Origin of the sequence: Streptomyces brevispora (assembly GCF_007829885.1) — a bacterium.
Lineage (GTDB): Bacteria > Actinomycetota > Actinomycetes > Streptomycetales > Streptomycetaceae > Streptomyces > Streptomyces brevispora.
In genome coordinates, this window is record NZ_VIWW01000001.1 from 996,216 (window position 1) to 1,021,869 (window position 25,654).

24 protein-coding genes, 2 pseudogenes and 1 riboswitch are annotated in these 25,654 nt (G+C 72.0%); of the genes and pseudogenes, 13 read left to right on the top strand and 13 right to left on the bottom strand.

Annotated features, from left to right (window positions below; genetic code table 11):
* Window positions 1-180 precede the first annotated feature (180 nt).
* Genes FHX80_RS04655 through FHX80_RS04665 form a run of 3 tightly spaced genes read left to right on the top strand, consistent with a single transcriptional unit; the run spans window position 181 to window position 5,022 of the window.
* The gene (locus tag FHX80_RS04655) at window positions 181-1,230 is read left to right on the top strand and encodes an AAA family ATPase (RefSeq protein ID WP_145763024.1); all 1,050 of its coding nucleotides are present in this window, start codon (window positions 181-183) and stop codon (window positions 1,228-1,230) included.
* Window positions 1,230-2,603, top strand: coding sequence for a DUF58 domain-containing protein (locus tag FHX80_RS04660; protein WP_145763025.1), 1,374 nt, complete (start codon window positions 1,230-1,232; stop codon window positions 2,601-2,603). Before FHX80_RS04655 ends, FHX80_RS04660 begins: the two co-directional genes overlap by 1 nt.
* Before the next feature lie 10 nt (window positions 2,604-2,613).
* Complete coding sequence (locus FHX80_RS04665) at window positions 2,614-5,022, top strand: transglutaminase TgpA family protein (RefSeq protein ID WP_145763026.1); 2,409 nt, start codon at window positions 2,614-2,616, stop codon at window positions 5,020-5,022.
* 229 nt (window positions 5,023-5,251) lie between these two features.
* Here the strand turns inward: FHX80_RS04665 and FHX80_RS04670 are convergent, their stop codons facing one another.
* From FHX80_RS04670 to FHX80_RS04680, 3 genes are all read right to left on the bottom strand, one after another.
* Complete coding sequence (locus FHX80_RS04670) at window positions 5,252-5,653, bottom strand: DUF3040 domain-containing protein (protein WP_145763027.1); 402 nt, start codon at window positions 5,651-5,653, stop codon at window positions 5,252-5,254.
* 285 nt (window positions 5,654-5,938) lie between these two features.
* Complete coding sequence (locus FHX80_RS04675; protein ID WP_145763028.1) at window positions 5,939-6,697, bottom strand: methyltransferase; 759 nt, start codon at window positions 6,695-6,697, stop codon at window positions 5,939-5,941.
* Window positions 6,698-6,800: 103 nt separating this feature from the next.
* Window positions 6,801-7,325, bottom strand: a complete 525-nt coding sequence (locus FHX80_RS04680; protein WP_145763029.1) for an SAV_6107 family HEPN domain-containing protein — start codon at window positions 7,323-7,325, stop codon at window positions 6,801-6,803.
* A gap of 167 nt (window positions 7,326-7,492) precedes the next feature.
* Between FHX80_RS04680 and FHX80_RS04685 the strand changes: the two genes are divergently transcribed.
* The 5 genes from FHX80_RS04685 to FHX80_RS04705 all read left to right on the top strand — a co-directional run bounded on the left by FHX80_RS04685 (window position 7,493) and on the right by FHX80_RS04705 (window position 13,527).
* The gene (locus FHX80_RS04685; RefSeq protein WP_145763030.1) at window positions 7,493-8,293 is read left to right on the top strand and encodes an ATP-binding cassette domain-containing protein; all 801 of its coding nucleotides are present in this window, start codon (window positions 7,493-7,495) and stop codon (window positions 8,291-8,293) included.
* Window positions 8,265-10,352 carry a YhgE/Pip family protein gene (locus FHX80_RS04690; RefSeq protein WP_145763031.1) on the top strand — a complete coding sequence of 696 codons (2,088 nt, stop codon included), beginning with the start codon at window positions 8,265-8,267 and terminating at the stop codon, window positions 10,350-10,352. Before FHX80_RS04685 ends, FHX80_RS04690 begins: the two co-directional genes overlap by 29 nt.
* 29 nt (window positions 10,353-10,381) lie before the next feature.
* Window positions 10,382-10,993 (top strand): TetR/AcrR family transcriptional regulator, encoded by a 612-nt coding sequence (locus FHX80_RS04695; protein WP_145763032.1) that lies wholly within the window; start codon window positions 10,382-10,384, stop codon window positions 10,991-10,993.
* A 364-nt stretch (window positions 10,994-11,357) separates the two neighbouring features.
* Window positions 11,358-11,975: a DUF4126 domain-containing protein gene (locus tag FHX80_RS04700; RefSeq protein WP_145763033.1), complete on the top strand. Its 618-nt coding sequence runs from the start codon at window positions 11,358-11,360 to the stop codon at window positions 11,973-11,975.
* A 31-nt stretch (window positions 11,976-12,006) separates the two neighbouring features.
* Window positions 12,007-13,527, top strand: coding sequence for a phytoene desaturase family protein (locus tag FHX80_RS04705; RefSeq protein WP_167523358.1), 1,521 nt, complete (start codon window positions 12,007-12,009; stop codon window positions 13,525-13,527).
* A 42-nt stretch (window positions 13,528-13,569) separates the two neighbouring features.
* Here FHX80_RS04705 and FHX80_RS04710 read toward each other — a convergent pair whose 3' ends face one another.
* From FHX80_RS04710 to FHX80_RS04735, 9 genes and pseudogenes are all read right to left on the bottom strand, one after another.
* A complete protein-coding gene (locus FHX80_RS04710) occupies window positions 13,570-14,526 on the bottom strand; it encodes a chromosomal replication initiator protein DnaA (RefSeq protein WP_145763034.1) in 957 nt (318 codons plus the stop codon).
* A gap of 50 nt (window positions 14,527-14,576) precedes the next feature.
* On the bottom strand, window positions 14,577-15,494 hold the full coding sequence (gene metF / locus FHX80_RS04715; RefSeq protein WP_145763035.1) for a methylenetetrahydrofolate reductase [NAD(P)H]: 918 nt from the start codon (window positions 15,492-15,494) through the stop codon (window positions 14,577-14,579).
* A gap of 151 nt (window positions 15,495-15,645) precedes the next feature.
* Window positions 15,646-16,299: a thiamine phosphate synthase gene (gene thiE / locus FHX80_RS04720; protein WP_145763036.1), complete on the bottom strand. Its 654-nt coding sequence runs from the start codon at window positions 16,297-16,299 to the stop codon at window positions 15,646-15,648.
* Between the two features lie 123 nt (window positions 16,300-16,422).
* On the bottom strand, window positions 16,423-16,788 hold the full coding sequence (locus FHX80_RS04725) for an Rv2175c family DNA-binding protein (RefSeq protein WP_145763037.1): 366 nt from the start codon (window positions 16,786-16,788) through the stop codon (window positions 16,423-16,425).
* Window positions 16,789-16,830: 42 nt separating this feature from the next.
* The gene (locus FHX80_RS36330; RefSeq protein WP_280118768.1) at window positions 16,831-17,517 is read right to left on the bottom strand and encodes a peptide-N4-asparagine amidase; all 687 of its coding nucleotides are present in this window, start codon (window positions 17,515-17,517) and stop codon (window positions 16,831-16,833) included.
* A gap of 64 nt (window positions 17,518-17,581) precedes the next feature.
* Window positions 17,582-17,701, bottom strand: a pseudogene (locus FHX80_RS36335) (hypothetical protein); the annotation flags it as partial.
* A gap of 136 nt (window positions 17,702-17,837) precedes the next feature.
* Window positions 17,838-17,897, bottom strand: a pseudogene (locus tag FHX80_RS36340) (hypothetical protein); the annotation flags it as partial.
* Between the two features lie 9 nt (window positions 17,898-17,906).
* A complete protein-coding gene (locus FHX80_RS35460; RefSeq protein ID WP_244318136.1) occupies window positions 17,907-18,218 on the bottom strand; it encodes a hypothetical protein in 312 nt (103 codons plus the stop codon).
* 118 nt (window positions 18,219-18,336) lie between these two features.
* Window positions 18,337-19,602, bottom strand: coding sequence for an NAD(P)/FAD-dependent oxidoreductase (locus FHX80_RS04735; protein ID WP_145763038.1), 1,266 nt, complete (start codon window positions 19,600-19,602; stop codon window positions 18,337-18,339).
* Between the two features lie 133 nt (window positions 19,603-19,735).
* A riboswitch (TPP riboswitch) is annotated at window positions 19,736-19,848 on the top strand.
* Between FHX80_RS04735 and thiO the strand changes: the two genes are divergently transcribed.
* The 5 genes from thiO (at window position 19,846) to FHX80_RS04760 (ending at window position 24,930) form a co-directional block, all read left to right on the top strand.
* Window positions 19,846-21,024 (top strand): glycine oxidase ThiO, encoded by a 1,179-nt coding sequence (gene thiO, locus FHX80_RS04740; RefSeq protein WP_145763039.1) that lies wholly within the window; start codon window positions 19,846-19,848, stop codon window positions 21,022-21,024. (Overlaps the previous riboswitch by 3 nt.)
* Window positions 21,021-21,239: a sulfur carrier protein ThiS gene (gene thiS, locus FHX80_RS04745; RefSeq protein WP_167523359.1), complete on the top strand. Its 219-nt coding sequence runs from the start codon at window positions 21,021-21,023 to the stop codon at window positions 21,237-21,239. Before thiO ends, thiS begins: the two co-directional genes overlap by 4 nt.
* A gap of 2 nt (window positions 21,240-21,241) precedes the next feature.
* Entirely contained in the window at window positions 21,242-22,036 is a 795-nt protein-coding gene (locus tag FHX80_RS04750; RefSeq protein WP_145763040.1) for a thiazole synthase, read from the top strand.
* Between the two features lie 122 nt (window positions 22,037-22,158).
* Window positions 22,159-24,066, top strand: coding sequence for a Stk1 family PASTA domain-containing Ser/Thr kinase (gene pknB / locus FHX80_RS04755; protein ID WP_145763041.1), 1,908 nt, complete (start codon window positions 22,159-22,161; stop codon window positions 24,064-24,066).
* Between the two features lie 6 nt (window positions 24,067-24,072).
* On the top strand, window positions 24,073-24,930 hold the full coding sequence (locus FHX80_RS04760; RefSeq protein WP_145763042.1) for a deoxyribonuclease IV: 858 nt from the start codon (window positions 24,073-24,075) through the stop codon (window positions 24,928-24,930).
* 42 nt (window positions 24,931-24,972) lie between these two features.
* On the opposite strand, the gene FHX80_RS04765 is transcribed toward FHX80_RS04760, so the two are convergent.
* The gene (locus tag FHX80_RS04765) at window positions 24,973-25,605 is read right to left on the bottom strand and encodes a sulfite oxidase-like oxidoreductase (RefSeq protein ID WP_145763043.1); all 633 of its coding nucleotides are present in this window, start codon (window positions 25,603-25,605) and stop codon (window positions 24,973-24,975) included.
* Between the last annotated feature and the right edge of the window lie 49 nt (window positions 25,606-25,654).

Below are 25,654 nucleotides of genomic sequence, written 5' to 3' on the forward strand. Positions count from 1 at the left end.
GTCCACAGGCGAGTGACACGAAGCGGTAACCGCAACAAGAATGCGGGTGTGGCACCCCGCCGGACGTCGTCCGGCGAGGTGTCCGTATTTCGGGGAGGGCCGGGCCGCACAAGGGCACCGGCCCGTGACTGGGGAATCCCGTGCTCCTGGTGAGCGTGGGGCAGGGCCGAGGAGGGCCGGGTGACGACCTATGACGATCGAGCGAGCCTCACAGATCTGACCACCACAGCGGAGCGGGTGCGCAGGTCGGTGGAGAGTGTGATCGAGGGCAAGCCTGAGGTCGTACGGCTTTCGCTGACCGTGCTGCTCGCGGAGGGACATCTGCTGATCGAGGATGTTCCCGGCGTCGGCAAGACCATGCTGGCCAAGGCGCTGGCACGGTCCGTCGACTGCTCGGTGCGACGCATTCAGTTCACACCGGACCTGCTGCCCTCGGACATCACCGGGGTGTCCATCTTCGACCAGCAGCGTCGCGAGTTCGAGTTCAAACCGGGCGCGATCTTCGCCCAGATCGTGATCGGCGACGAGATCAACCGCGCCTCGCCCAAGACCCAGTCCGCGCTGCTGGAGTCGATGGAGGAGCGCCAGGTCACGATCGACGGGCACAGCTATGAGCTGCCCGACCCGTTCATGGTCGTGGCCACCCAGAACCCGGTGGAGATGGAGGGCACGTATCCGCTGCCCGAGGCCCAGCGCGACCGGTTCATGGCCAGGGTGTCGATCGGCTATCCCAGCCCCGAGGCCGAGCTCCAGATGCTCGATGTGCACGGCGGCGTCTCGCCCCTCGACGATCTGCAGCCGGTGGCGCACGCACACGACATCGTGAAGCTGATCGAAGCGGTACGGACGGTCCATGTCGCCGACGCCGTCCGCCGGTACGCGGTGCAGCTCGTCGGGGCCACCCGCGGCCATCCCGATCTCAGACTCGGCGCCTCGCCGCGCGCCACCCTGCATCTCCTGCGTGCGGCGAAGGCCTCCGCGGCACTGAGCGGCCGGGACTACTGCCTGCCCGACGACGTGCAGGCGCTGGCGGTCGCGGTGCTCGCACACCGTCTGCTGCCGACCGCACAGGCCCAGCTGAACCGCCGTACCGCCGAGCAGGTCGTGCTGGAGATCCTCCAGCAGACACCGGTGCCGACCGCGGCGGGCGGCGCGTCCGTCCCGGTGCCGCAGCATCAGCCGGGCGCCTCGTACGGCAGTCGGCAGCAGCCCGGCGTACGGCGGCTCTGATGACCGCCGGGGGGCCCAGCGCGATGGACGACAGCGATGACAAGGGTGGTCTGCGGGCCGCGCTGAGCGGGCTGACCACGCGCGGAAGGTCCTTCCTCGCGGCCGGCATCGCCGCCGCGGTCTGCGCCTATGTGCTGGGCCAGGCGGACCTGCTGCGCGTCGGGCTGCTGCTCGCCGTGCTGCCGCTGGTCTGTGTGACGGTGCTCTTCCGGACCCGCTACCGGGTCGCGGGCACCCGGCGGCTCTCGCCGTCCCGGGTGCCCGCGGGCACCGAGGCGCGGGTCCATCTGCGGATGGACAACATCTCCCGGCTGCCCACCGGTCTGCTGATGCTCCAGGACCGGGTGCCGTACGTGCTCGGGCCGCGGCCCCGCTTCGTCCTGGACCGGGTGGAGCCGGGCGGCCGGCGCGATGTGTCCTACCGGGTGCGGTCCGATCTGCGGGGGCGCTATCCGCTCGGTCCGCTGCAACTGCGGCTGAGCGATCCGTTCGGGATGTGCGAGCTGACGCGCTCGTTCAGCGATTACGACACGCTCGTCGTCATCCCGCGCACCGAGCCGCTGCCGCCGGTACGGCTGGCGGGCGAGTCCTCCGGGTACGGCGAGGGGCGGCAGCGGTCGCTGGCGCTGGCCGGCGAGGACGACGTGATTCCGCGCGGCTACCGGCACGGCGACGATCTGCGCCGGGTCCACTGGCGCTCCACCGCGCGCTACGGCGAGCTGATGGTGCGCCGCGAGGAGCAGCCGCAGCGGGCCAGATGCACGGTGATGCTGGACACCAGGCAGATCGCGTATCAGGGGACGGGGCCCGACTCGGCGTTCGAGTGGGCCGTTTCGGGGGCCGCCTCCGCGCTGGTGCACATGCTGGAACGGGGCTTCGCGGTCCGGCTGCTGACGGACGAGGGCGACGCGCTGCCGGACGGCCACGCCGGCTCCGGCCAGGACTCCGCGGCCGCGGCCGGGCTGATGATGGACACCCTTGCCGTCGTCGACCACTCCGACGGGGGCGGGCTCTCCCGTGCGTACGACGTGCTGCGCGGCGGCAACGAGGGCCTGCTGATCGCCTTCCTCGGCGACCTGGACGAGGAGCAGGCGGCGGTGGCTGCCCGGATGCGGCAGCGCAGTGGCGGCGCCGTCGCGTTCGTGCTGGACAGCGCCGCCTGGGTGCACGGTGAATCGCCCGCCACCGAGGCGGCGTCCGAGCAGCGGCTGCGGCTGCTGCGCGAGTCGGGCTGGACGGCGGTCGCGGTCAAGCCGGGAGCGGATCTCGCCCGGCTGTGGCAGCAGGCGAGCCATCTGGGTTCGCTGACGCAGTCCGCCGCCGTGGGCGGCACAACGGGCGGTACGACAGGTTTCTCCAGTGGTTGGTCATGAGGGGACGGTCATGAGCGGTCGTGGTCGGCTGGCGCTGTGCGCCTTTGCGGCGACGCTGATGGCGGCATGTTCGATGCTGCCGCTGGTCGACCCGGCCAGCTGGATGCTGTGGGCCGCGTTCCTGCTTGCCGTCCAGTACGGCGTGGGTGTGCTCGGCCGCCGGGTGCCGCTGCCGCGGCTGCTGACCGTCGCCGCGCAGGTGCTGGTCATGCTGGTGCTGCTGACCGTGGCGTTCGCCCGGGAGCAGGCGGTGGCCGGGTTCCTGCCGGGCCCCCAGGCCGTGCGGCAACTCGCTGATCTGCTGTCGGCGGGTGCCGATGACGTCGGCCGGTACGCGATTCCGGCGCCGGCCACGCCGGGCATCCGGCTGATGCTGGTGGGCGGTGTGCTGCTGGTCGGGCTGGCGGTGGACGCGCTGGCGGTGACCTTCCGCAGTGCCGCGCCGGCCGGACTGCCCCTGCTGGCTCTGTACTCCGTCGCGGCCGGGCTGTCGGACGGCGGCACGGACTGGCTGTGGTTCCTCCTCGCCGCCTGCGGCTATCTGCTTCTGCTGCTGGCCGAAGGGCGCGACCGGCTCTCCCAGTGGGGGCGGGTCTTCGCCGGCGCTGCCAGGTCCAGGGGTGGTCCGGCCGGTGGCGACCTCTCGGGCGGCGGGGCGCTCGCCCCGGTGCGCACGGGGCGCCGAATCGGCGCGCTGGCCCTGGGAATCGCGCTGGTCGTACCCGCGGCGCTGCCCGCTCTCGACAGCGGCCTGCTGGCCGGCACGGGGGGCGGCAACGGCAGAGGAGGCGGTGGCGGCACCATCTCCGCGGTGAACCCGCTGGTCTCCTTGCAGAACAACCTCAACCAGCCGGAGAACCGGCAGGTGATGTCGTATCGCACCAACTCGAACAGTCCGCAGGACTTCTATCTGCGGATCCTGGCGCTGGACCAGTTCAACGGAAACGAATGGCGGGCCTCGACCCGTCGGCTGAAGGACGTACCGAAGCGGCTCCCGAGTCCTGGGGGTCTGTCCCCGGAGGTCGCCGTCACGGAGATCAGCTCCAACATCTCCGCGTCCGGTTCGTACCGGCAGACCTACCTTCCCCTCCCCTATCCGGCGACCGAGGTCAGGATCGGTGGGCACTGGCGGTACGAATCCGAGGGACGCACCCTCGTCGGTGACGACGGGGAGACGACCCGGGGTGCGCAGTACCAGGTCTCCAGCCTGTCCGTGCAGCCGACGTCGGACCAGCTCGCCGACGCGGGCCCGGCCCCGGCCGCCCTTCAGCGCGAGTACACCCAGGTGCCCGGCTCACTGCCGAAGGTGGTCAGGGAGACGGCCGACGAGGTGACGAGGGGCGCCGGCAACGCCTACGAGCAGGCGGTGAAGCTGCAGGACTACTTCGCCTCGGAGGGCGGGTTCACCTACGACACCTCGGTGAACTCCGGCACCGGCAGCGCGGCGATCGGCCGCTTCCTGAAGGACAAGCGGGGCTTCTGCGTCCACTTCTCCTTCACGATGGCCGCGATGGCCCGGACGCTCGGGATACCGGCCAGGGTCGCCGTGGGCTTCACCCCCGGTACCGCGCAGTCGGACGGTTCGCTGTCGGTCGGGCTGCGCGATGCGCACGCCTGGCCGGAACTGTATTTCGAGGGCGTCGGCTGGACCCGCTTCGAGCCGACGCCCTCGCGCGGCACCGCGCCGTCGTACACCGTGCCGGACGCTCCTTCCGGTGACGCGGCCGATCCGGCCCGCCCGGAGTCGGGCGCGTCGGCCGCGACGCCGGTCGTGCCGTCCGCCTCGGACAGCTGCCCGCCGCAGATGCGCAAGCAGGGCGAGTGCGGCAGCACGGTGGCCCCCGGAGCGGTGGGACCGACGGACTCGGGGACGCCGACGGGCGCAGTGCTCGGCGTGGCCCTGCTGGTGGTGCTCGTACTGCTGCTGCCGTTGCTGCCGATGCTCTGGCGGATCCGGGCACGGACCCGGAGGCTGAGCTTCTCCGCCGGGCGTACGCCTGGCGATGCCACCGCCAGGACGCTGGCGGCCTGGCGGGAGATCACCGACACGGCGTGGGATCACGGCATCGCCCCGGACGAGTCCCTGACCCCGCGCAAGGCCGCGGCCCGGATCGTGCGGCTGGGACAGCTCGACACCGACGGGGCCGCGGCCGTGCACCGGGTGGCGGGCGCGGTGGAGCAAGTGCTCTACGCGCCGGAGCCACGGCCCGCTGCAGGGCTTTCGGAGGACGTGCGGGCGGCACGGACCGCGCTGGGGGCCTCCGTCGGCCGGTTCGCCCGGTTCCGCGCGGTCGTGGCGCCGCGATCGGCCGTACGGGTGGTGTGGGCGGCCTCGGAACGCCGGGCAGCCCTGACCGCCCGGTGGAGCATGCCCCAACGCCCCACGTGGCTGCGCCGCCCGTCCCGCCAGGAGGGCTGATACCCACGCCCGGCGGGTCCGGCCCCTTCCCCGGGGCCGGATCCGGCGGGTCTCCGCGCCTGGTACGGTTCCCGGCGCGCCCGGCGGTCGAGGGCACGCGGTCCGCCCGGTGCGGTCCCGTCGCGGGCGCACGTGTGAGGAAGCACATGTGAGGAAAAACGTGCGGGCACAGCGGTGAGGGGCGGCCGCAGAAGTGCGGCCGCCCCTCACCCGTAAGTGTCCGAAGCTCTTACTGGCCCTGCTCATCGCGGCGACGCTGCCACCGCTGCTCAATCCGGTTCATCACGGTCCGGCGCTGTTTGGGCTGTCGACGCTCGCCCCCGCCTCCGGCCCCGGCTGCCTGTTGCTGCTCACCGGGCTTGGGCGCTTTGCGCCAACCCGTGACCGCGAGCACCGCGCAGCCCAGCATGACGAGGAACCCCACCACGCTGATCCAGATCTGCTGGGCGACCATTCCGGCCATGAGGAGCGCGATACCCACCAGGAAGCCAGCAACTGCCTGGTAGACCCGTCGCCGGGTGTACGTACGCAGCCCGCTTCCCTCGAGCGCTGTCGCGAACTTGGGATCTTCGGCGTACAGCGCTCGCTCCATTTGCTCGAGCATTCGCTGCTCGTGCTCCGAGAGCGGCACGGAGTCCTCCTCGTCGTCGGCCGCGGGGGGCGGCCGGTATGCGGCCCTTCCAGGATAGGCAGGGAATCGTCCCCGTGAAACCCGCCCTCTTCTGCCAATCAGCCAGTCCGGGCCGCCACGACGGCTCAGCTGCTGAGGCGTTGATTCCCCAACCTCCGATCCGTCATGCCGGATGGTGTCCCCCGATCATACGGGGCCGATGCTCTGATCGGGTCTGCTGGGCCGTACTCCGTCTGCGGCTGCGTCGCTGATCAGCCGCGCTAGCAGCGTGATCCGGCCGGTGCCTCAGGCATGCTTGGTGCCCAGAACGTGCAGCTGGGTCGCCACCGAATGGAAAGCCGGCAGTTCGGCGGCCGCCGTCTCCAGCTTGAGCAGCGCTTCCATCGCACCGGGCTCGGTGTCCACCAGGACACCGGGTACGAGATCCGCGAAGACGCGTACGCCGTGGACCGCACCGACCTCGGCACCGGCCGCCGAGACCAGCTCGGTGAGCTGGTCCGCCGTGTACCGCCGGGGCATCGGGTCGCCGTCGCCCCAGCGGCCCGCCGGGTCGCTGAGCGCCTGCTTGGCCTCGGTGAAGTGACCGGCGAGCGCCCGGGCCAGGACCGCGCCGCCCAGCCCGGCGGCGAGCAGGCTGAGGGCACCGGCCGGGCGGAGCGCGTCGACCGCGTTCCGTACGCCCGCGGCGGGGTCGTCCACGTACTCGAGGACGCCGTGACAGAGCGCCGCGTCGTAGCCACCGCGCTCGACCACGTCGAACAGGCCGAGGATGTCGCCCTGGACACCGCGGACACGGTCGGCGACCCCGGCCTCGGCGGCGCGGCGCTCCAGCGCGAACAGCGCGTTGGGGCTGGGGTCGACGACGGTGACCCGGTGGCCGAGGCGTGCCACCGGTACGGCGAAGTTGCCCGTACCGCCGCCTGTGTCCAGTACGTCCAGGGCGTCCCTGCCGGTCGCCTTGACCTGACGGTCGAGGGCGTCCTTGAGGACCTCCCAGACCACGGCGGTACGTAGGGAGGCGCGGGGGCGCAGCGGGTCCGACACGGCAGTTGACTCCTCGGCACGGTGCCGCCGCTGACGGCGGAGCGTGAACAGTGCAGGTGATAGGTCCTGTCCACCCTATTGCCTCGCGCCGCCCGCACCGCCATCACTCGTCGGGCCGCTCCCTGCGGGCCTGCGGGAGCACCGGCTGGAGGACCAGCAGCCGCTCCACCAGGCGCAGGAACATCGCCGCGTCCCGGAGCAGGTCGTCCGCGTCGCGCCGGCCCGCCGCACCGGGTATGCCCGCTTCCGCGCGGGCCCGCCGGCCGGCGCCCGAGGCGAACAGGGCGCTCCACTCGGTCAGCTCAGGGGCGATTTCCGGGAGGACCTCCCAGGCGCTGCGGATCCTCTCCCGGCGCCGACGGGAGGTCTCGGGGCGCCCCCGGACGGCGAGAACAGCGGCGGCGGCGCGCAGCGCGGCGAGGTGGGCGGTGGCGTACCGCTCGTTGGGCACATCGAGAACAGCTGCCTCTTCGAGGCCGGCGTGGGCCTGGGCGAGGAGATCGAGAGCGGCGGGTGGCGCCGTGGCGCGCCGGAGAACGGGGTGGACATCGTGCGCCGGACCGGTCGGTGAGGGGGCAGGGCCGTCTGCGCGGCGTCGCGGAGCGGCTGCTGCGGACGAGTGGGCCATGACAGAACCTCCTGTCTCGTAACGGCTTCGTGGCCGTCTGTATCCATCGTGACGGCCACCACTGACAATCGGCGTCGGTTACGCCCTGACCTGGCGTTTTGCTTCGATCGCGAGTTCGGGCTACCTTCTTGTACTGACCAGTCAGTACAAACGAACGGAGAGGGTCTGTGGACAGCCCGCACGGGGCAGCCGTCGCCGCCGAGAACCTCGGGCTCAAAGGGCCCCGCGGCTGGGCCTTCCGCGGTGTGACCTTCAGCGCCGGGCCCGGCTCCCTGATCGCGATCGAGGGCCCGTCCGGCTCCGGCCGCACCTGCCTGCTGCTCGCTCTCACCGGCCGGATGCGCCCCACCGAGGGCCACGCCGAGACCGGCGGCCTGCGCCTGCCGCGCCGGGCCGCCGCCGTACGACGCATCGCCGCACTGGGGCCGGTGCCCACGGTCAGCGAGCTCGACCCGGCCTTCACGGTCGCCGAGCACCTGCGCGAACGCGCCCTGCTCCAGCGCCGCTACGACGGCTCCCTGCGCGCCCTGCTGCGTCCGCGCCGTGAGCGCGTCGCCACGGCCCGGGCCCGGATCGACGCGGCGCTGGACGCCGTCGGACTCGACCCCGCCACCCTGCCCAAGGCCGAGCGGACGTCCGTACGGGATCTGGAGCGGCTGGAGGCGTTGCGGCTCGCCCTCGCGCTCGCGCTGATCGGCCGGCCGGGGCTGATCGCGGTGGACGACGCCGATCTCAAACTCTCCGACGCCGAACGCGCCGAGGCGTGGGGGCTGCTGCGCTCCCTCGCCGCCGGCGGAACGACCGTGCTGGCCGTGTGCAGCCAGGCCCCCGAGGACGCGGTCACCGTACGCACGGACACCACCGGGGCCGCACACCCCTCCACCACCACCACCGACGCCGCTGAGCCGGCGGACCCCACGGACGACGAAGGGACGGCCGATGCGTTCGCCGAGACTGGCCACTCTTGAGCTGAGGCGCTTCGGCAGGGGGCGGCTGCCGCGCGCGGCACTGGCCGCGCTCCTGCTGCTGCCGCTGCTCTACGGCGCCCTGTACCTGTGGTCGTTCTGGGACCCCTACGGCCGCCTGGACCGCATCCCGGTCGCCCTGGTCAACGACGACAAGGGCGCCACCGCCGAGGGAAAGCGCATCGCGGCCGGGGACGAGATCACCGGCAAGCTGCTCGACTCCAAGGTCTTCGAGTGGCACGAGGTGAGTGCCGCCGAGGCGGACAAGGGCGTCGAGGACGGTACGTACTACCTCTCGCTGACCATGCCGTCGGACCTCAGCAAGCGCATCGCCTCCAGTGGGGGCGACTCCCCCGAGACCGGCGCACTCCAGGTGCGCACCAACGACGCCAACAACTACATCGTCGGCCAGATCTCCCGGACGGTCTTCTCCGAGGTCCGCACCGCCGCCTCGGCCAACGCCTCACGCGGCTTCCTCGACCGGATCTTCATCAACTTCTCCGACCTCCACGACGCGACGGCGAAGGCGGCCAAGGGCGCCGACGATCTCAAGGGCGGGATCAGCAAGGCGAAGAAGGGCTCGAAGGACCTCGCGGACGGACTGAAGGACGCGAAGGCCGGCAGCAGCGAACTGGCCGGCGGCATCGTCAGGCTGGACACCGGCGCGAGCAGCCTGGAGACCGGCTCACGCCAGGTCGCGGACGGCACCCAACTGCTCGCCGACAAGGTCAACGGGGTGGCGGCCGATGTCCGCCCGTTCCTGAAGGACAACGGGAAGTCGGTCGGCGACACGGCGCGGCTGGTCGCCGATTCGTCGCAGACCGTACGGGACAACCTCGACGCGCTCGTGAAGGCGGCGCCCGCCGCCGCCACCGCCGCGCACACGGCATCCGACGATCTCGCCGACGTCCACCGCACCCGCTGCGAGGAACAGCCGCTCCCCGACGCCACCGTGTGCGGGCCGCTGAAGCGTGCCGTGACGGCGGCGGCCGATGTCGCGGCCGTGGCCGACGATGTGAACGCCCTGGTCAAGAACCAGCACGGGGACCTCACCGAGCTGCGCGGCCGGCTGACCACGCTGCAGGGGCAGGCCGACGCCCTCGCCGCGCGCTCACCGCATCTGGGCGAGGACCTGGACGGCGCGGTCAAGAAGATCAACGCGCTCAACTCCGGCGCCCACGAGGTCGCCAAGGGCGCCGTCCGGCTGCACACCGGCCTGTCCACGGCCAAGTCGGGTTCGGCCGAGCTGAACACCGGGGTCGGCGACCTCAAGAAGGGCGCGACGAGCCTGGACAGCGGAATGATCCGGCTCGGCGACGGTTCGGCCACGCTCGCCGAGGACCTCAACGACGGTGTCGGCAAGATCCCCGACTACGACAAGGAGGACCGCGACGCGCGTACGGGAGTCATGTCCGACCCGGTGAAACTGGCCTCCCAGTCGCTGCACGCCGCCCCCAACTACGGCACCGGCTTCGCCCCCTACTTCATCCCGCTCTCCCTCTGGGTCGGCGCGATGGTGGCGTACATGCTGATCCAGCCGCTCAACCGGCGCGCACTGGCCGCCGGGGCCCCGGCCTGGCGGATCGCCCTCGCGGGCTGGCTGCCGGTGGCCGCGATCGGGCTGCTCCAGGTGGCCGCGCTGATGTCCGTACTGCACTGGGGACTCGGCCTGCAGATGGTCCGGGCCGCCGGGACGATCGGCTTCCTGGCGCTGGTGACGTGCTGCTTCGCCGCGATCGTGCAGTGGCTGAACGCCCGCTTCGGTGCGGCGGGACGCATCCTCGTACTCGCGGTGCTGATGCTCCAGCTGACCTCGGCCGGCGGTACGTACCCCGTGCAGACCAGTCCGGGCTTCTTCAACGCGATCCATCCCTACCTGCCGATGAGTTACGTCGTCGAGGGGCTGCGCCGGCTGATCACGGGCGGCGGGCTCGGCCCGGTCTGGCAGGGCTGCGCGGTGCTGCTGGCCTTCACCGCGGGGGCGCTCGCTTTGACCGCAGTCTCCGCGCGCCGCAAGCAGATGTGGACGCTGGACCGGCTGCACCCGGAGCTGAGCCTGTGAGTGCTCCCGGACCTGTGAGAATCATGAGCATGGAAAGCAGTGGCACCACGCGCCGCCAGGCCACCCGGCAGAAGCTCTACGAGGCTGCCGTGACCCTCATCGCCGAGAAGGGCTTCTCGGCCACCACCGTGGACGAGATCGCCGAACGCGCCGGGGTCGCCAAGGGCACGGTCTACTACAACTTCAAGAGCAAGACCGAACTCTTCGAGGAGCTGCTGCGCCACGGCGTCGGGCTGCTCACCGCCTCGCTGCGCTCCGCGGCCGAGGAGACCGACGAGCGCGGTGGCACCCGGGTCGAGGCGCTGGACGCCATGATCCGGGCCGGTCTGGCCTTCATCGACCGCTATCCCGCCTTCACCCAGCTGTACGTGGCCGAACTGTGGCGCACGAACCGGGCTTGGCAGGCAACCCTGCTGGTGGTGCGCCAGGAGGCCGTCGCCGTGGTCGAGGGAGTGCTCAGGGAGGGGGTCGCGGGAGGCGAGCTCAGCGAGGAGATCGACATCCCGCTGACGGCGGCCGCGCTGGTCGGCATGGTGCTGGTGGCGGCGCTGGACTGGCAGGCGTTCCAGCCCGAGCGGTCGATCGACGACGTGCACTCGGCGCTGTCCCTGCTGCTGCACGGGCGGGTCAGCGGGCGCTGACCCGGGCTCCGCCCGGCGGCCCGGACGCACGAAAACGCCGGTCAGCTGGGGCTCGATCCCCCCGAGCCCCACCTGACCGGCGATATCCGTGCTGCCGGAGAACCGTCCCCCGTGACCCCCGTGTTCCCCCGTGGTCCCCGGGCCCTCCGTCGCGCACCCCCGTTCCGGACGGGGTGCCGCGCCTGCTCCGCCGCCCCGTGCCGGCGGTACCGGCGCAGCGCCCCTTCCGTGGTCCCTACTCTGCCGTCCGCGCAGGTCGCGGCCCATCCGCGTACCTACTCATCTCGCCCCCTGGGTACGGATACTCAGACCTGCGCACCCAAGCCCTCCCGGGCCGGTACGCCATCTGGTTACGATCACGTCCGTGTCCGTACTCCCTCTGGTATTCACAAGCGGCTGGGCGAGCGGGATCAACGCCTATGCGGTGGTCCTCCTGCTCGGCATCTTCGGCGCGACCGGCGTGACCGACGAGGTGCCGGCCTCCCTCCAGCGCACCGATGTGCTCGTCGTGGCCGGTGTGCTCTTCCTGTGCGAGGTGGTGGCCGACAAGATCCCTTACGTGGACTCGGTCTGGGACACGGCGCACACCTTCATCAGGCCGCTCGCCGGGGCGGTCGTCGCGGCGCTGCTGGCGGGCGGGGACGGTTCGCTGTCGGAGATCGCGGCCGGGGCCATCGGTGGTTCCAGCGCGCTGATGAGCCATCTGGTGAAGGCGGGCACCAGGATGGCGGTCAACACCTCCCCCGAGCCGTTCAGCAACATCGCCATGAGCACGGTCGAGGACCTGGGCGTGGCCGGGGTGGTCACGTTCGCCCTGTTCCATCCGGTGATCGCGGCCGGAATCGCCGGGACGCTGCTGCTGCTCGGCCTGGTGATACTGGCGTTCCTCGCCTCCCGTATCCGCCGGTTCCTGCGTCGCAGAGCGCAGCGGCGGGAGGAGAAGCGGCTGACCGCCCCCGTTTCCCAGTGGCCTGACGGCTGAGCTGTCAGTGGCGGCCGTTAAGGTCGCTGCCATGGCACGTATTGCGGTGATCGGCGCCGGGATGGGCGCGATGTCGGCGGCGGCCCGGCTGGCCGTGGCAGGCCACCGGGTGACGGTGTACGAGCGGTCGGAGACCTTCGGCGGCTCGGTCGGCCGCCATGTCCGGGACGGCTTCGTGTTCGACACCGGGCCCTCCCTGCTGCATCTGCCCGCGGTCTACCGCGACTTGTTCGTGAAGACGGGCAAGGAGCCGCTGGAGCGGTGCGTCACCCTGACCCAGGTCGATCCGGCGAGCCGCCATGTCTTCGCGGACGGCACCGCGGTGTCGCTGCCGAACGCCTCGCGGGCCGGGACCGTCGCGGCGCTGGACGGCGCGCTCGGCGAGGGTGCGGGTGCGAGTTGGGGTGCGTTCCTGGACCGGGCCAGGGATGCCTGGGACCGTTCCAGGCGGCCGTTGCTGGAGGAGCCGTTGCGCCCCGACTGGCAGGTGCTGACGCGCGATCCGTACCCGGCGCCGGTACGACGGCGGCTGCTGCGCCCCGCGTTGCGGGCCGGCACGGTGGCGGAGGTCGGTTCCTGGGAGCTGGCGGACCCCCGGCTGGCCGCCGTCCTCGACGGGTACGCGCTGTCCTACGGCCTGGATCCGCTGCACGCCCCGGCGAGCGCGGCCCTGCTGCCGTACATGGAGGAGACGTTCGGCAGTTGGTACGTCTCCGGCGGCATGCGGGCGCTGGCGCAGGCGGTGTACGAGCGGTGCCTGGCGCGGAAGGTGGAGTTCGTCTTCGGCGCCGAGGTGGCCCGGGTGGTGGAGAAGGACGGCCGGGCGGCGGGCGTCGCGCTGGCCGACGGGACGGTCGCGGAGGCCGCCCATGTGGTGCTGGGGGCGCGGCCGCACCCCCTTGGGCTGATGCCTGGCCAGGAGTTCTGGCAGGACGGTGATGTGACGGTGCAGCCGCGACCGGGCGGCGGCGGGGCAGCGGGCCGGTTCCTGGTCCTGCTGTCACTGCGCGGCGCCCGGCCCGCGGATGCCGTGCACCGGACACTGGTGCATCCGGCGGACGGAGCGGCCGAGCGCGAGGCGGTGTTCGGGGGCCGGCTCGCCGCGCACCCCACGGTGACGGTGCTGCGCCCCGATGACCCCTCGACGCGTCCTGACGAGGCCCACGAGGCCGTGACGCTGATGGCGACGGTCGCTCCGCACGGTCCGGTGGACTGGACGGACGCGGAGTTGCGGGCGCGGTACGCGGACACCCTGATCGGCGCCGCGGGTGCGGCGGTGCCCGGCCTCCGGGACCGGCTGCTCCACGCGGAGGTGCGGACGCCCGCGGAGACCGCGGCGGAGACCGGCGCGGAGGGGGGCTCGGTTCCCCCGCCCACGCTGGCCGGGGCCGGGGGCGGGTATCTGCACCCGGGGAACCGCACCCGGGTGCCCGGGCTGCTGCTGGCGGGCGGCTGGTCGCATCCGGGCGGCGGGCTGGCGCACGCGGGGATGTCGGGAACGCTGGTCGCGGGCCTCATCGTCGAGGGGGACGGGTTCCGCGGCTCCCAGTGAGGGGCCGTTCCGCCAGGTTTCCGTACGCGCCGGCCGGCGGCCTCAGTAGCGGTACTGGTCGTTGTGGCCGGTGTCGTAGCCGTTCGGATACGGGGCGGGCTGTGCGGTCTGCTCCGGGGGCATCGGGGGGTACTGCTCGCCCTCGCGCTGCTGCGGCACCCAGACGCCGCCCGGCGGGGTCTCGGGGGCGTACTGCTGGGACTGGGCGTACGGGTCGGCGTACTGCTGCCGGCCGCCGTTGCTGTCGTGGTTGCCGTAGCTGTCGTACGTGCCGTACTGCGGGGCGCCCGCGGTCGTTCCGGTGCCGATGTACGGGTCGGAGTAGGCGGCGTACTGCTGGTGGTCCGTGCCGTAGTCGTACTGCCCGGCTCCCGCGTAGCCGTCCTGGCCCGCGTACGTCCCCTGACCGGCGTAGCCATCCTGGCCGCCGTACGCGTCCTGGCCCTGCGCCGGGTACGCGGAGTAGTCGGTGTAGGGGTCGTACGCGGCGTACTGCGGCTCGCCCTGGGACGGTTGGGGCTCCTGGTGCTCCTGGTGCTGCTCGTGCTGCGGCCGGGGGTCGGTGTAGACGCCGTACTGTCCGGTGTCGTCGGGCAGCGGCTCCGGCTCGTAGACGGCCGCGTGATTCTGCGGGGCGTGGGACGGCTCCGGCGGTGCGCCGTGGTCGTACTCCATCTCCAGGTCCGATACCTGGAGTTGGGGCTCTCGGTCACCGCTGCCGCGGCGGCGACGGCTCTCACCGGGGCTGCCCCCTATGGCCCAGCCGGTCGAGAAGCCGCGCCGGAACGAGAGCGTGACGTACGTCTGGCCGGTCGCGAAGGCGATCGCGCCGATCGTGATGACGAACACGGACGGCATCAGGACGCCGATGACCACACCGACGAAGCCGGTGAAGGCGAGCAGTCGCCAGCGCAGCCGCGCCTTGTACTGGAGCAGCACCTCGCCGAGCAGCCACAGCGCAACGATGCCGAACGCGATGTAGAGGACCGTCCAGCCCATGCCCGCCCCCTTCTACGGCCACCGCCCCGGATCGCGGCGGGTACGGCCGGTCACGACTGCTTGTGCAGTCCGAGATTCTCGTAGATTTCGAGCGTCGCCGTCGAGTTGTTCAACGTGATGAAGTGCAGTCCGGGCACACCCTCGGAAAGCAGCTTCGCGCAGAACTGCGTTGCGAAGTCGATGCCAATGGAGCGTACAGCGGCGGGATCGTCCTTGGCGGCGAGGATGCGTTCTTTCAGGGCTGGGGGCAGGGCCGCGTTGCTGAGCTGGGGGAATCGCTCCAATTGGCGGACGCTCGTGAGGGGCATCACCTCGGGGATGATCGGGGTTTCGCAACCCGCAGCGACCGCCCGGTCACGCATGCGCAGATAGTCCTCGGGGTCGAAGAACATCTGCGTGATCGCATAGTCCGCACCGGCGCGGCACTTGTCCACGAAATGCCGGATGTCGGTGTCCCAGTCGGCCGAGCGCGGATGCATCTCGGGAAATGCCGCGACGCCGACACAGAAATCGCCGGATTCCTTGATCAGCCGGACGAGGTCGGCCGCGTACCGCACACCCTGCGGGTGCTCGATCCACGGGCCCATCGGATCGCCCGGCGGGTCCCCGCGCACGGCGAGGATGTTCCGGATTCCGGCGTCCGCGTACTGACCGACCATGTTGCGCAGCTCGGCGATGGAGTGGTTGACCGCCGTGAGGTGCGCGACCGGGGTGAGGGTGGATTCGGCGGCGATGTCCTGGGTCGCCTTCACCGTCCCGGCCCGGGTGGAACCACCGGCTCCGTAGGTCACGGAGACGAAGCTCGGCCCGACCGCCTCGACCCGGCGCAGCGCGTTCCAGAGGTTCCGCTCGCCCTTCTCGGTCTTGGGCGCCCAGAACTCGAACGAGTACAAGGTCTCGCCGGTCGCGAGCATCTCACGCACGGTGCGTGCGCGATCTGTCCTGGTGGAGGGAGTGCCAAGGGCCATAACTGCAGGTTAACCAGGGCGTGGCGGCCGCCCAACCGAACCGGCGGGATATGCCCGAATTGACCGGTACTTGTCCACGCTTCGGACACGGATGTCCCAAACACGCCGCTCGGGCAGTTGCGCGCCGCCCCCGCGGGTGCGTCCCGCCGAATCAGGCGTCGGCGCGGTCGCGGATCCTTCCGGCCAGCTCGGCGGCGGCGGCAGCGGGATCCGACGCCTCGGTGAGTGCCCGTACGACGACGACCCGGCGCGCTCCGGCGTCCAGCACCTCGTCGAGGTTGCCGGCGTCGATCCCGCCGATGGCGAACCACGGGCGCGCGGGGGCGAGCGAGGCGGTGTACCGGACGAGGTCCAGGCCGGGTGCGTGCCGGCCGGGCTTGGTCGGGGTGGGCCAGCAGGGGCCGGTGCAGAAGTAGTCCACGTCCGGCTCGGCGACGGCGGCGTCGACCTCGGCCTCGGCGTGCGTGGAGCGGCCGATGACCACGTCCCGGCCGATGATCGCGCGGGCGGCGGGCACCGGCAGGTCGCCCTGGCCCAGGTGCAGCACGTCGGAGCCGATGGCATGGGCGACGTCGGCCCGGTCGTTGACCGCGAGGAGCTTGCCGTGGCGCTCGCAGGCGGCGGCGAGGACCGCCAGGTGTTCGAGCTCCTCGGCCGCCTCCATCCCCTTGTCGCGGAGCTGGACGATGTCCACCCCGCCGGAGAGGACCGCGTCGAGGAACTCGGGAAGGTCCCCCTGGCGCCTGCGTGCGTCCGTGCACAGGTAGAGCCGGGCATCGGACAGCAGCGCGCGAGGCGTGGACATGGCGCGGTTCCCCCCGGGGAAAGCGATGACGTTCGGCAGATGGTCGTTCGGCAGGTGGTGCGGAGGGGATGCGGGCCGCACCGTGCGGCCCGCATCCCCGTGTACTGCGTGTACGGCTGTCGGTCAGACGGCGAGCGCCTGGGCGCGGCGCTTCACCTCCGTGCCACGATTCTCACTCAGAGCCTGCGCGGGCGTGCCCGGCAGGGTCGGGTCGGGAGTGAAGAGCCATTCCAGCATCTCTCCGTCGGAGTAGCCGTCGTCCCTCAGGAGCGTCAGGGTCCCCGAAAGGCCCTTGACCACCTTGTTGCCGTCGATGAAGGCGGCAGGCACCTGGAGCGCCCGGTTCTCACCACGTCGTACGGCGATGAGCTGGCCCTCCTTGACCAGCTGCCGCACACGCGTCACCTCGACATCGAGCATTTCGGCGATGTCGGGAAGGTGAAGCCAGGCAGGGACGAGAGCATCGATCTTTGCGTCAATCTCGGTCACAGGACAAGCCTGCCATCCCGGACTGACAGCCGATACCCGGACTCAGCCCTTCAGGGCCTCGCGGGCCACGTCAAGGACGCGGCAGTGGTGCTGCAGGTCGGCCGTGACCCAGCCGTGGGCGGTCGTCAGGGAGCGCGCACAGCAGGCCCCGGTGGCCGTGGTGCCGTGGTACTTCTCGGCGACGGTGGTGGTGACCCGGCCCCTGGAGGTCTCGACGTATCCCGAGATCTTCCAGGAGCGGCCGGTCGGCACGGGGACGTCCGTGGAGCCGTTCCTGCCCGGGGTCTGGACGGTCTTCACGACCGGGGTGTGACTGAGGGTGTTGGTGGTCACCCTGCCGCTCGTACGGGCCTTGTGCGCGTCCGTGCCGAGGAAGAGCGAGCCGTCGACGGTCCAGCTGTCGGCCGCGCCGTACGGGGTGATGCCGATGGCGTGCGGCTTGCCGTCGGCCGGCAGACCCGCGAAGGGGGTGAGGTCGATGTCGTACGCCTCGGCCCTGAACTGGTCGATGGCCGGGATCGGGCGCCACAGCGTCGGCACGATGCCGCCGGAGTACACGACGGGGTACGGCTGGGCGAGGCCCGCGGGCCGCCCGTCCACCGTGACCTGCACCTCGCGGTAGGGGCCGCCGCCGCAGAGGTGGTCCGGGGCGGTCTCCGCCAGCTCGCTGGCGGAGACCGCGTCGAACCACTGCTCGTCGCAGCCGCCGCCGCGGGCGTAGACCTCCAGGCGCGTGGGTCAGATTGCGCGGGAAGGTGACGTCGGTGCGGGTGGAGTCGCCCTTGCCGACGCTCATCCAGGGGTCGCTGCCGGAGTTGGTGTCACCGAGGGGGACGACGCGGTCGGCCGTGGTGGCGGCCGGGTGACGCCTGTCGGCCTGGTAGTACGTGACCGTCAGCTTGATCCTGTACACACCGGTGTACGTCTCGTTGACAACGTTGCCCAGTTCGAGCTGGAGCTTTGCGGGTCCTTGAGGAGCGGCGCGAAGTCGCTGATGTCACGACGTGCCAGCTGATGCCGTCGTCGTCGGGCTCGGCGGTGCTGGTGCGGAAGACCTCCGCGCCACCGACGAAGACCGCGGCGAGGCGGTCGTACTGACGCCCCTTCACACTGCCCGATCAGTCGAGGACGACCTTGTTCCACGGACCCTTGCACTTCGCGGGCGGGGTGAGAGTGGTGGTGTACGGCGGTCCGCCGCGGGTGTGGCCGAAGTCGTGGTCGACGGCCGTCACCGGGCAGTGCTTGGTGTCCGGGCGGGAGACCGGCGGCAGCGCGTCGATCGGGTCCTGGTAGTCGACGGCCGGGTCGGAACCCGGCTTGGGGGCGGTGACCGCGTGGGCCGGCGCCGCGAGTGCGCCGCCGACGAGGGCGACCGACGCCGGGGCCATGGAGATTCCGCGCAGCGCGCGGGCCCATCTGTGCCGAAACATGCGCATCCTTCGAAGAGTCCGGAAAATGACCACTCAAGAAGACGCGCAGTGCACCAATCTCCTCCGCCCCCCAAGGGGGTGTCCACATACCGGACGTCAAAGTCCGCTGTCCGTACGCCTACTGACGAACCGCCGACTTCAGCGGTACGGACGCGTCACCGGCCCGTTCCGGATCGAGCGGCGTTCCCGTCTCGATGAGTTTGCGCCCCTGGATCAGGTCGCGCGGCCGGCCGACGGCGAGTACCGCGACCAGGGCGTCGTCCCGCAGCCAGCACACCGACCAGGCGGCACCGGTCGGATCGCCGCGCCACAGCAGGGTGTCCGCGCCGCCGTGGTGGCCCGCGTACTGCACGAACCGGCCGAACTGCTCGGACCAGAAATAGGGCACGGGGTCGTAGGCGGGCGGCTCCGCCCCGTCCCCGCCGGCCGCGCCGATGATGTGGGCGGCCGCGGTACGGGGTCCCTGCAGGGCGTTGTCCCAGTGATGGACCAGCAGGCGTGCCCCGTAGCGCGCGGAGGGGAACGAGGCGCAGTCGCCGACGGCGTACACATCGGGCAGCGAGGTGCGCAGCGCCGCGTCGGCGGTCACCGATCCGTCGGGCCCGAGCGCGACGCCGGAGCCGGCCAGCCAGCCGGTGGCGGGCCGTGCGCCGATCCCGACGACGACCGCGTCGGCCGGGAGCGTGCGGCCGTCCGTCAGGACCACGCCGCCGGGCTCGATGCGCGCCACCCGGGCCCCGGTGAGGAGGTCGGCGCCGCTCTCCGCGTACCAGGCGGCCATCGGGGCCGCGACCTCGGCGGGCAGTGCGCCCGCGAGGGGCCGTTCGGCGGCCTCGACGACGGTGACCGCGCAGCCCGCGGACCGGGCCGCGGTGGCGAACTCGGCGCCGATCCAGCCCGCGCCGACGACCACCACGGTGTGCCGCGCGTCCAGGACGGGCCGCAGCCGCGCCGCGTCGTCGAGGGTGCGCAGCAGATGGACACCCGGTACGCCCTCGGAGCCGGGCAGCACGACGGGTTCGGCGCCGGTGGCGATGACCAGGGCGTCGTAGGGAACGGGTCCCGCGGCGGTGTCCAGTTCATGGTCCCCGGCGCGTACGCCGGTGACTTCGCAGCCCAGCCGCAAGGCGATGCCCAGCGCCTCGAAGTCGATGTCGAAGGCGGATTCCTCGGCCTTGCCGAGCAACACCGCCTTGGACAGCGGGGGTCGGTCGTACGGCTGATGCGGTTCGGCGCCGATCAGTGTGACGGCGCCGGTGAAGCCCTGTTCCCGCAGGGCCACCGCGGTCTGCACACCCGCCATGCCCGCGCCGACGACGACCACCCGGCGCCCCGCCCGCTCCGACGGCCGCCCTGCCTGCTCTGCCCGCTGCTGCTCGCTCACTCGTCCACCTTAATCAACTGACACACCGTCAGAAAAGAGGTTCCTTCACCGTGGCCGTACCCACCGCCCTCCGGTGCCTCCCCTGCGCGGCTCTCTTTTCCGGGTCCGGAGGGCGGGGTCTAGGGTGGCTCACGTACACACTCGCGGGAGCCCGGACGTACCGGGCTGAGAGGGAGGCTGGACGGCCTCCGACCGTACGAACCTGATCCGGGTCATGCCGGCGAAGGGAGGGGCTGGACGCCCATGCGCATCCACCGGACGAACGGGTCCGACGTCCTCGTCATCGGGGGCGGCATCATCGGCCTGGTGACCGCCTGGCGGGCGGCGCAGCGCGGTCTGAGCACCGCGGTCGTCGATCCCGAACCGGGCGGCGGGGCCGCGCGGGTCGCGGCCGGCATGCTGGCCGCCGTCACCGAACTGCACTACGGCGAGGAGATGCTGCTGGGTCTCAACGTCGCCTCCGCCGCGCGCTATCCGGCGTTCGCGGCCGAGCTGGAGGCGGCGAGCGGACAGGACATCGGCTTCCGCGCCTGCGGCACGCTGGCCGTCGCGCTGGATACCGACGACCGCGCCCATCTGCGGGAACTGCACGAGCTGCAGCGCCGGTCGGGGCTGGAGTCGGAATGGCTCACCGGCCGTGAGTGCCGGCGCCTGGAGCCGATGCTCGCACCGGGCGTACGCGGAGGGCTGCGGGTCGACGGCGACCACCAGGTCGACCCGCGACGGCTGGCCGCCGCGCTGCTGACGGCGTGCGAGCGCGCCGGGGTCGTCTTCCACCGTCACCGGGCCGAGCGGCTCTCGGTCGTGCGCGACCGTGCCGCCGGGGCCGTACTGGCCGACGGTTCGGAGCCGGCGGCGGATCAGGTCGTGCTCGCCGCGGGCAGCCTCAGCGGCAGGCTCGCGGGGGTGCCGGACCACGTCCTGCCGCCCGTCCGCCCGGTCAAGGGCCAGGTGCTGCGGCTGACCGTGCCCACCGCGTACGCCCCCTTCCTCAGCCGCACCGTGCGGGCGGTGGTCCGGGGCAGCCATGTCTACCTCGTGCCGCGCGAGAACGGGGAGCTGGTGATCGGCGCCACCAGCGAGGAGATGGGCTGGGACACCACCGTCACGGCGGGCGGTGTGTACGAGCTGCTCCGCGACGCCCACGAGCTGGTCCCCGGCATCACCGAGCTGCCGCTCACCGAGACCCTGGCCGGTCTGCGCCCCGCCTCCCCCGACAACGCCCCGCTGCTCGGCCGCACCGCACTGTCCGGCCTCCATCTCGCCACCGGCCACCACCGCAACGGGGTGCTGCTCGCCCCCGTCACCGGTGACGTGATGGCGCAGCTGCTGACCGGCGGCGGGCTGCCCGAGGTGGCCCGCCCCTTCTCCCCCGGCCGTTTCCCGCCCGCCGCCCCCGTACGTCAGGAGCAGCCCGCATGACCGCGCCCACCTCTCTGTCCGTGTCCGTGAACGGCGAGGCCGTCGCCGTCGCCGCGGGCACCACCCTGGACGCCCTCGTCGCGACCCTGACCAAGGCGCGCTCGGGTGTCGCGGCCGCGCTGAACGAGGCCGTCGTGCCGCGCGGCCGGTGGTCCGCGGCGGTGCTCGCCGACGGCGACCGGGTCGAGGTCCTGACCGCGGTACAGGGAGGCTGACCGTGTCCGACGACCTCCTCACCCTCGGGGACACCGTCCTCGGCTCCCGGCTGATCATGGGGACGGGCGGGGCGCCCAGCCTCGATGTGCTGGAACGCTCGCTGATCGCCTCCGGCACCGAGCTGACCACCGTCGCGATGCGCCGCCTCGACCCGACCGTGCAGGGCTCCGTGCTCTCCGTGCTGGAGCGGCTCTCCATCCGCGTCCTGCCGAACACCGCGGGCTGCTTCACGGCGGGCGAGGCCGTGCTCACCGCCCGGCTGGCCCGCGAGGCGCTCGGCACCGACTGGGTCAAGCTGGAGGTGGTGGCCGACGAGCGGACCCTGCTGCCCGACCCGATCGAGCTGCTGGACGCCGCGGAGACCCTGGTGGACGACGGTTTCACCGTCCTGCCGTACACCAATGACGATCCGGTGCTGGCCCGCCGGCTCCAGGACGTGGGATGCGCGGCGGTCATGCCGCTCGGCTCCCCCATCGGCTCGGGTCTGGGCATCCGCAATCCGCACAACTTCCAGCTGATCGTCGAGCAGGCTCGGGTGCCGGTGATCCTGGACGCGGGCGCCGGGACGGCGTCGGACGCGGCGCTCGCCATGGAGCTCGGGTGTGCGGCTGTGATGCTCGCCTCAGCGGTGACCCGGGCCCAGGAACCCGAGCTGATGGCCGCCGCGATGCGGCATGCGGTGGAGGGCGGGCGGCTGGCGTACCGCGCGGGGCGGATCCCGCGCCGCCACTTCGCCGAGGCATCGTCGCCGGTGGCGGGCCGGGCGGCGCTGGATCCGGAACGCCCGGCCTTCTGAGGGCGGCCCCCGGAACGCGGGCAGCGGCGGGTCGCATGTCCCTGTCACAGCTCGGCTGCGGTACGGCCCCGGGATCGCCCCGGCCCGTCGGTCGTGTCCGCCCCGACTCGTAGACTCACTGCGTGGACACGACCCTCCAGGACCCTCTCGTCGGGCAGCTGCTCGACGGCCGCTACCGCATCGATGCCCGCATCGCGGTGGGCGGCATGGCCACGGTCTACCGGGCCATGGACACCCGGCTCGACCGGGTACTCGCCCTCAAGGTGATGCATCCGGCGCTCGCGACCGACGCCTCGTTCGTCGAGCGCTTCATCCGTGAGGCCAAGTCGGTGGCGGGGCTCGCACACCCCAATGTGGTCGCGGTCTTCGACCAGGGGGCCCAGGGGGGTTACGTCTACCTGGCGATGGAGTACGTCGCGGGCTGCACGCTGCGCGATGTGCTGCGCGAGCGCGGCGCACTTCAGCCGCGGGCCGCGCTGGACATCCTGGAGCCGGTACTGGCCGCGCTCGGTGCCGCGCACCGGGCGGGCTTCGTGCACCGGGACATGAAGCCGGAGAACGTGCTCATAGGCGACGACGGCAGGGTCAAGGTCGCCGACTTCGGCCTGGTACGGGCCGTGGGCACGGTCACCGACACCACGGGGTCCGTCCTGGGCACCGTCTCCTATCTCGCCCCCGAGCAGATCGAGCGCGGCACCGCGGACACCCGCGCCGATGTGTACGCGTGCGGTGTGGTCCTGTACGAGATGCTCACCGGCACCAAGCCGCACGCCGGCGACTCCCCCGCGCAGGTCATCTACCAGCATCTGAACGAGGACGTCCCGGCCCCCTCGGCCGTCGTCCCGGGGCTCGCGCCCGAGCTCGACGAGCTGGTCGTGAGCGCCACCGCCCGTGACCCCGAGGTCCGGCCGTTCGACGCGGTGGCACTGCTCGCCGAATCCCTCCGGGCCCGCTCCGGCCTCACCGACGCCCAGCTGGACTCCATACCGCCGCAGGCCCGTGCCGAGGCGCGCGACGCCGCCGAGGACCGCACGAGCGTGATCCCGCGGGTGCTGCCGCCCGGACAGGGCACCGCACACCACACCAGCCGACTCGAGATACCCCCGCCGCCGCCGGCCCGCCGGACCGGGCTCCGCGGCGGGCCGCAGCGCGGCATCGTCGCCGCGGTCGTCGCCGTGCTGCTGGTCCTGGGGATCGGCGGCGGCGTCTGGTACATCAACTCCGGACAGTTCACCCGTGTCCCCGCGCTGCTCGGGCAGAGCGAGAAAACGGCCAAGGGGCGGCTCTCGGACGCCGATCTCGAACTGAAGGGCGTCGAGCGCGCCTACAGCGACACCGTCGACCGCGGCAAGGTGGTCCGCAGCGACCCGAAGTCCGGCGCCCGGATCCGGGGCAACGGCTCGGTGACACTCGTCGTCTCGCGCGGACCCGAGATCGTGAAGGTGCCCGATGTCGAGGGCATCGAGCTGGCCGATGCCAAGCGGGAACTGACGAAGGCGGGCCTGGCGCCCGGCATGACCACCAAGGAGTTCAGCGAGGACGTGGCGGCCGGTGACGTGATCCGCACGGACCCCGAGGCGGGCGCCGAGCGCCGCGCGGACGCCGCGGTCGCGATCGTGGTCTCCAAGGGCAGCCCGGTCGACGTCCCCGACGTCATCGGCCTCTCCATCGAGGACGCCACCGACGCGCTGGACGAGGCGGGGCTGAAGGCCAAGGTGCTGCCGGACCGGGTGAACTCCCCCGAGGTCCCGGGCGACATCGCGCATCAGTCACCGGCCGAGGGCCAGGAGGCCGCCGAGGGCGACACCATCACGCTGACGGTCTCCAAGGGCCCGCAGATGATCGACGTCCCGGACGTCACCGGCAAGAACGTCGACGACGCCCGGAGCGAGCTGGAGGACGCGGGCTTCGAGGTCAAGGTCGACCGCCCGTTCCTCTCCTTCAGCGACACGGTCGCGCGCCAGTCCGTCGACGGCGGCGACCGGGCCCCCGAGGGCAGCACCATCACCATCAGGACCAAGGGGCTCTAGATTCGTATGCGCAACCCTGTCGGCGGTCATGTACCGGTGGCCGGCGGCCTCGCCAAGGTCGGCCTCCCGTACGCCCGGGAGATGGGCGCGGAGGCCGTCCAGGTCTTCGTCGCCAATCCACGCGGCTGGGCGACCCCGGCCGGGAATCCGGCGCAGGACGAGCAGTTCCGCGCCGAGTGCGCCGACGGGTCCGTACCGGCGTACGTCCACGCCCCGTATCTGATCAACTTCGGCTCGCACACCGCGGCGACCGTCGAGAGGTCCGTGGACTCGCTGCGCCACTCGCTGCGCCGGGCCCGCGAGATCGGCGCCCTGGGCGTGGTGGTGCACACCGGTTCGGCGACCAACGGCCGGCCCCGCGAGGAGGCGCTGGCCCAGGTGCGCACGCACATGCGGCCGCTGCTGGACGAGCTGACGCACGACGACGACCCGTTCCTGCTGCTGGAGTCGACCGCCGGCCAGGGGTTCTCGATCTGCTCACGGACCTGGGACTTCGGCCCGTACTTCGACGCACTCGACGCCCACCCGAAGCTCGGCATCTGCCTCGACACCTGCCATGTCTTCGCGGCGGGACACGATCTGGCCGGTCCCGACGGGATGAAGGAGACGCTGGATCTGCTGGTGGAGACGGTCGGCGAGGGCCGGCTGAAGCTGATCCACGCCAATGACTCCAAGGACGTGGCCGGAGCCCACAAGGACCGGCACGAGAACATCGGTGCGGGCCACATCGGCGAGGAGCCGTTCCGGGAGCTGTTCTCCCATCCGGCCACCGAGGGCGTGCCGCTGATCATCGAGACACCGGGCGGCAAGGAGGGCCACGCGGCTGACGTGGCCCGGCTGAAGGAGCTGCGCGGCCGGAGCTGACACGATTCCGTCCACGCGTGCGGAATACCCCATGGGGGTGGGTCAGAGCTCGGGGCCGTCCCCGGGCTCCTCCTGGTAGGAGTAGCGCTGTTCCTTCCACGGATCACCGATGTTGTGATAGCCGCGCTCCTCCCAGAAGCCGCGGCGATCGGCGGTCATGTACTCGATGCCCCGGACCCACTTGGGCCCTTTCCAGGCGTACAGGTGCGGAACCACGAGCCGGAGCGGGAAGCCGTGCTCGGCGGTGAGCAGTTCACCGTCCTTGTGGGTGGCGAACAGGGAACGCCCGGAGGTGAAGTCGTCGAGCCTGAGGTTCGAACTGAATCCGTACTCGGCCCAGACCATCACATGCGTGACATGGGGTGCGGGCGGCGCGAGTGCCACGACATCACGGACGAGAACCCCGCCCCACTCGGCGCCGAGCATGCTGAATTTCGTCACGCAGTGCAGATCGGCGACGACCGAGGAGAACGGCAGCGCCGAGAATTCCTGATGGTTCCAGCAATGCTTGTCACCGTCGGCCGTGGCCCCGAAAACCCGGAATTCCCAGCGGTCGGGCTTGAACTTCGGCACCGGCCCGTAATGGGTGACCGGCCAGCCGCGCTGCAGTCGCTGGCCCGGCGGAAGCTCGGACTGCTCTGATGCGCGGTGTTCCCGGCTTTCCGGCTGACCCATGCCTCCATGGTGACAGACAGGCAGGGGTGGTCATGACCAGCACAGGGAC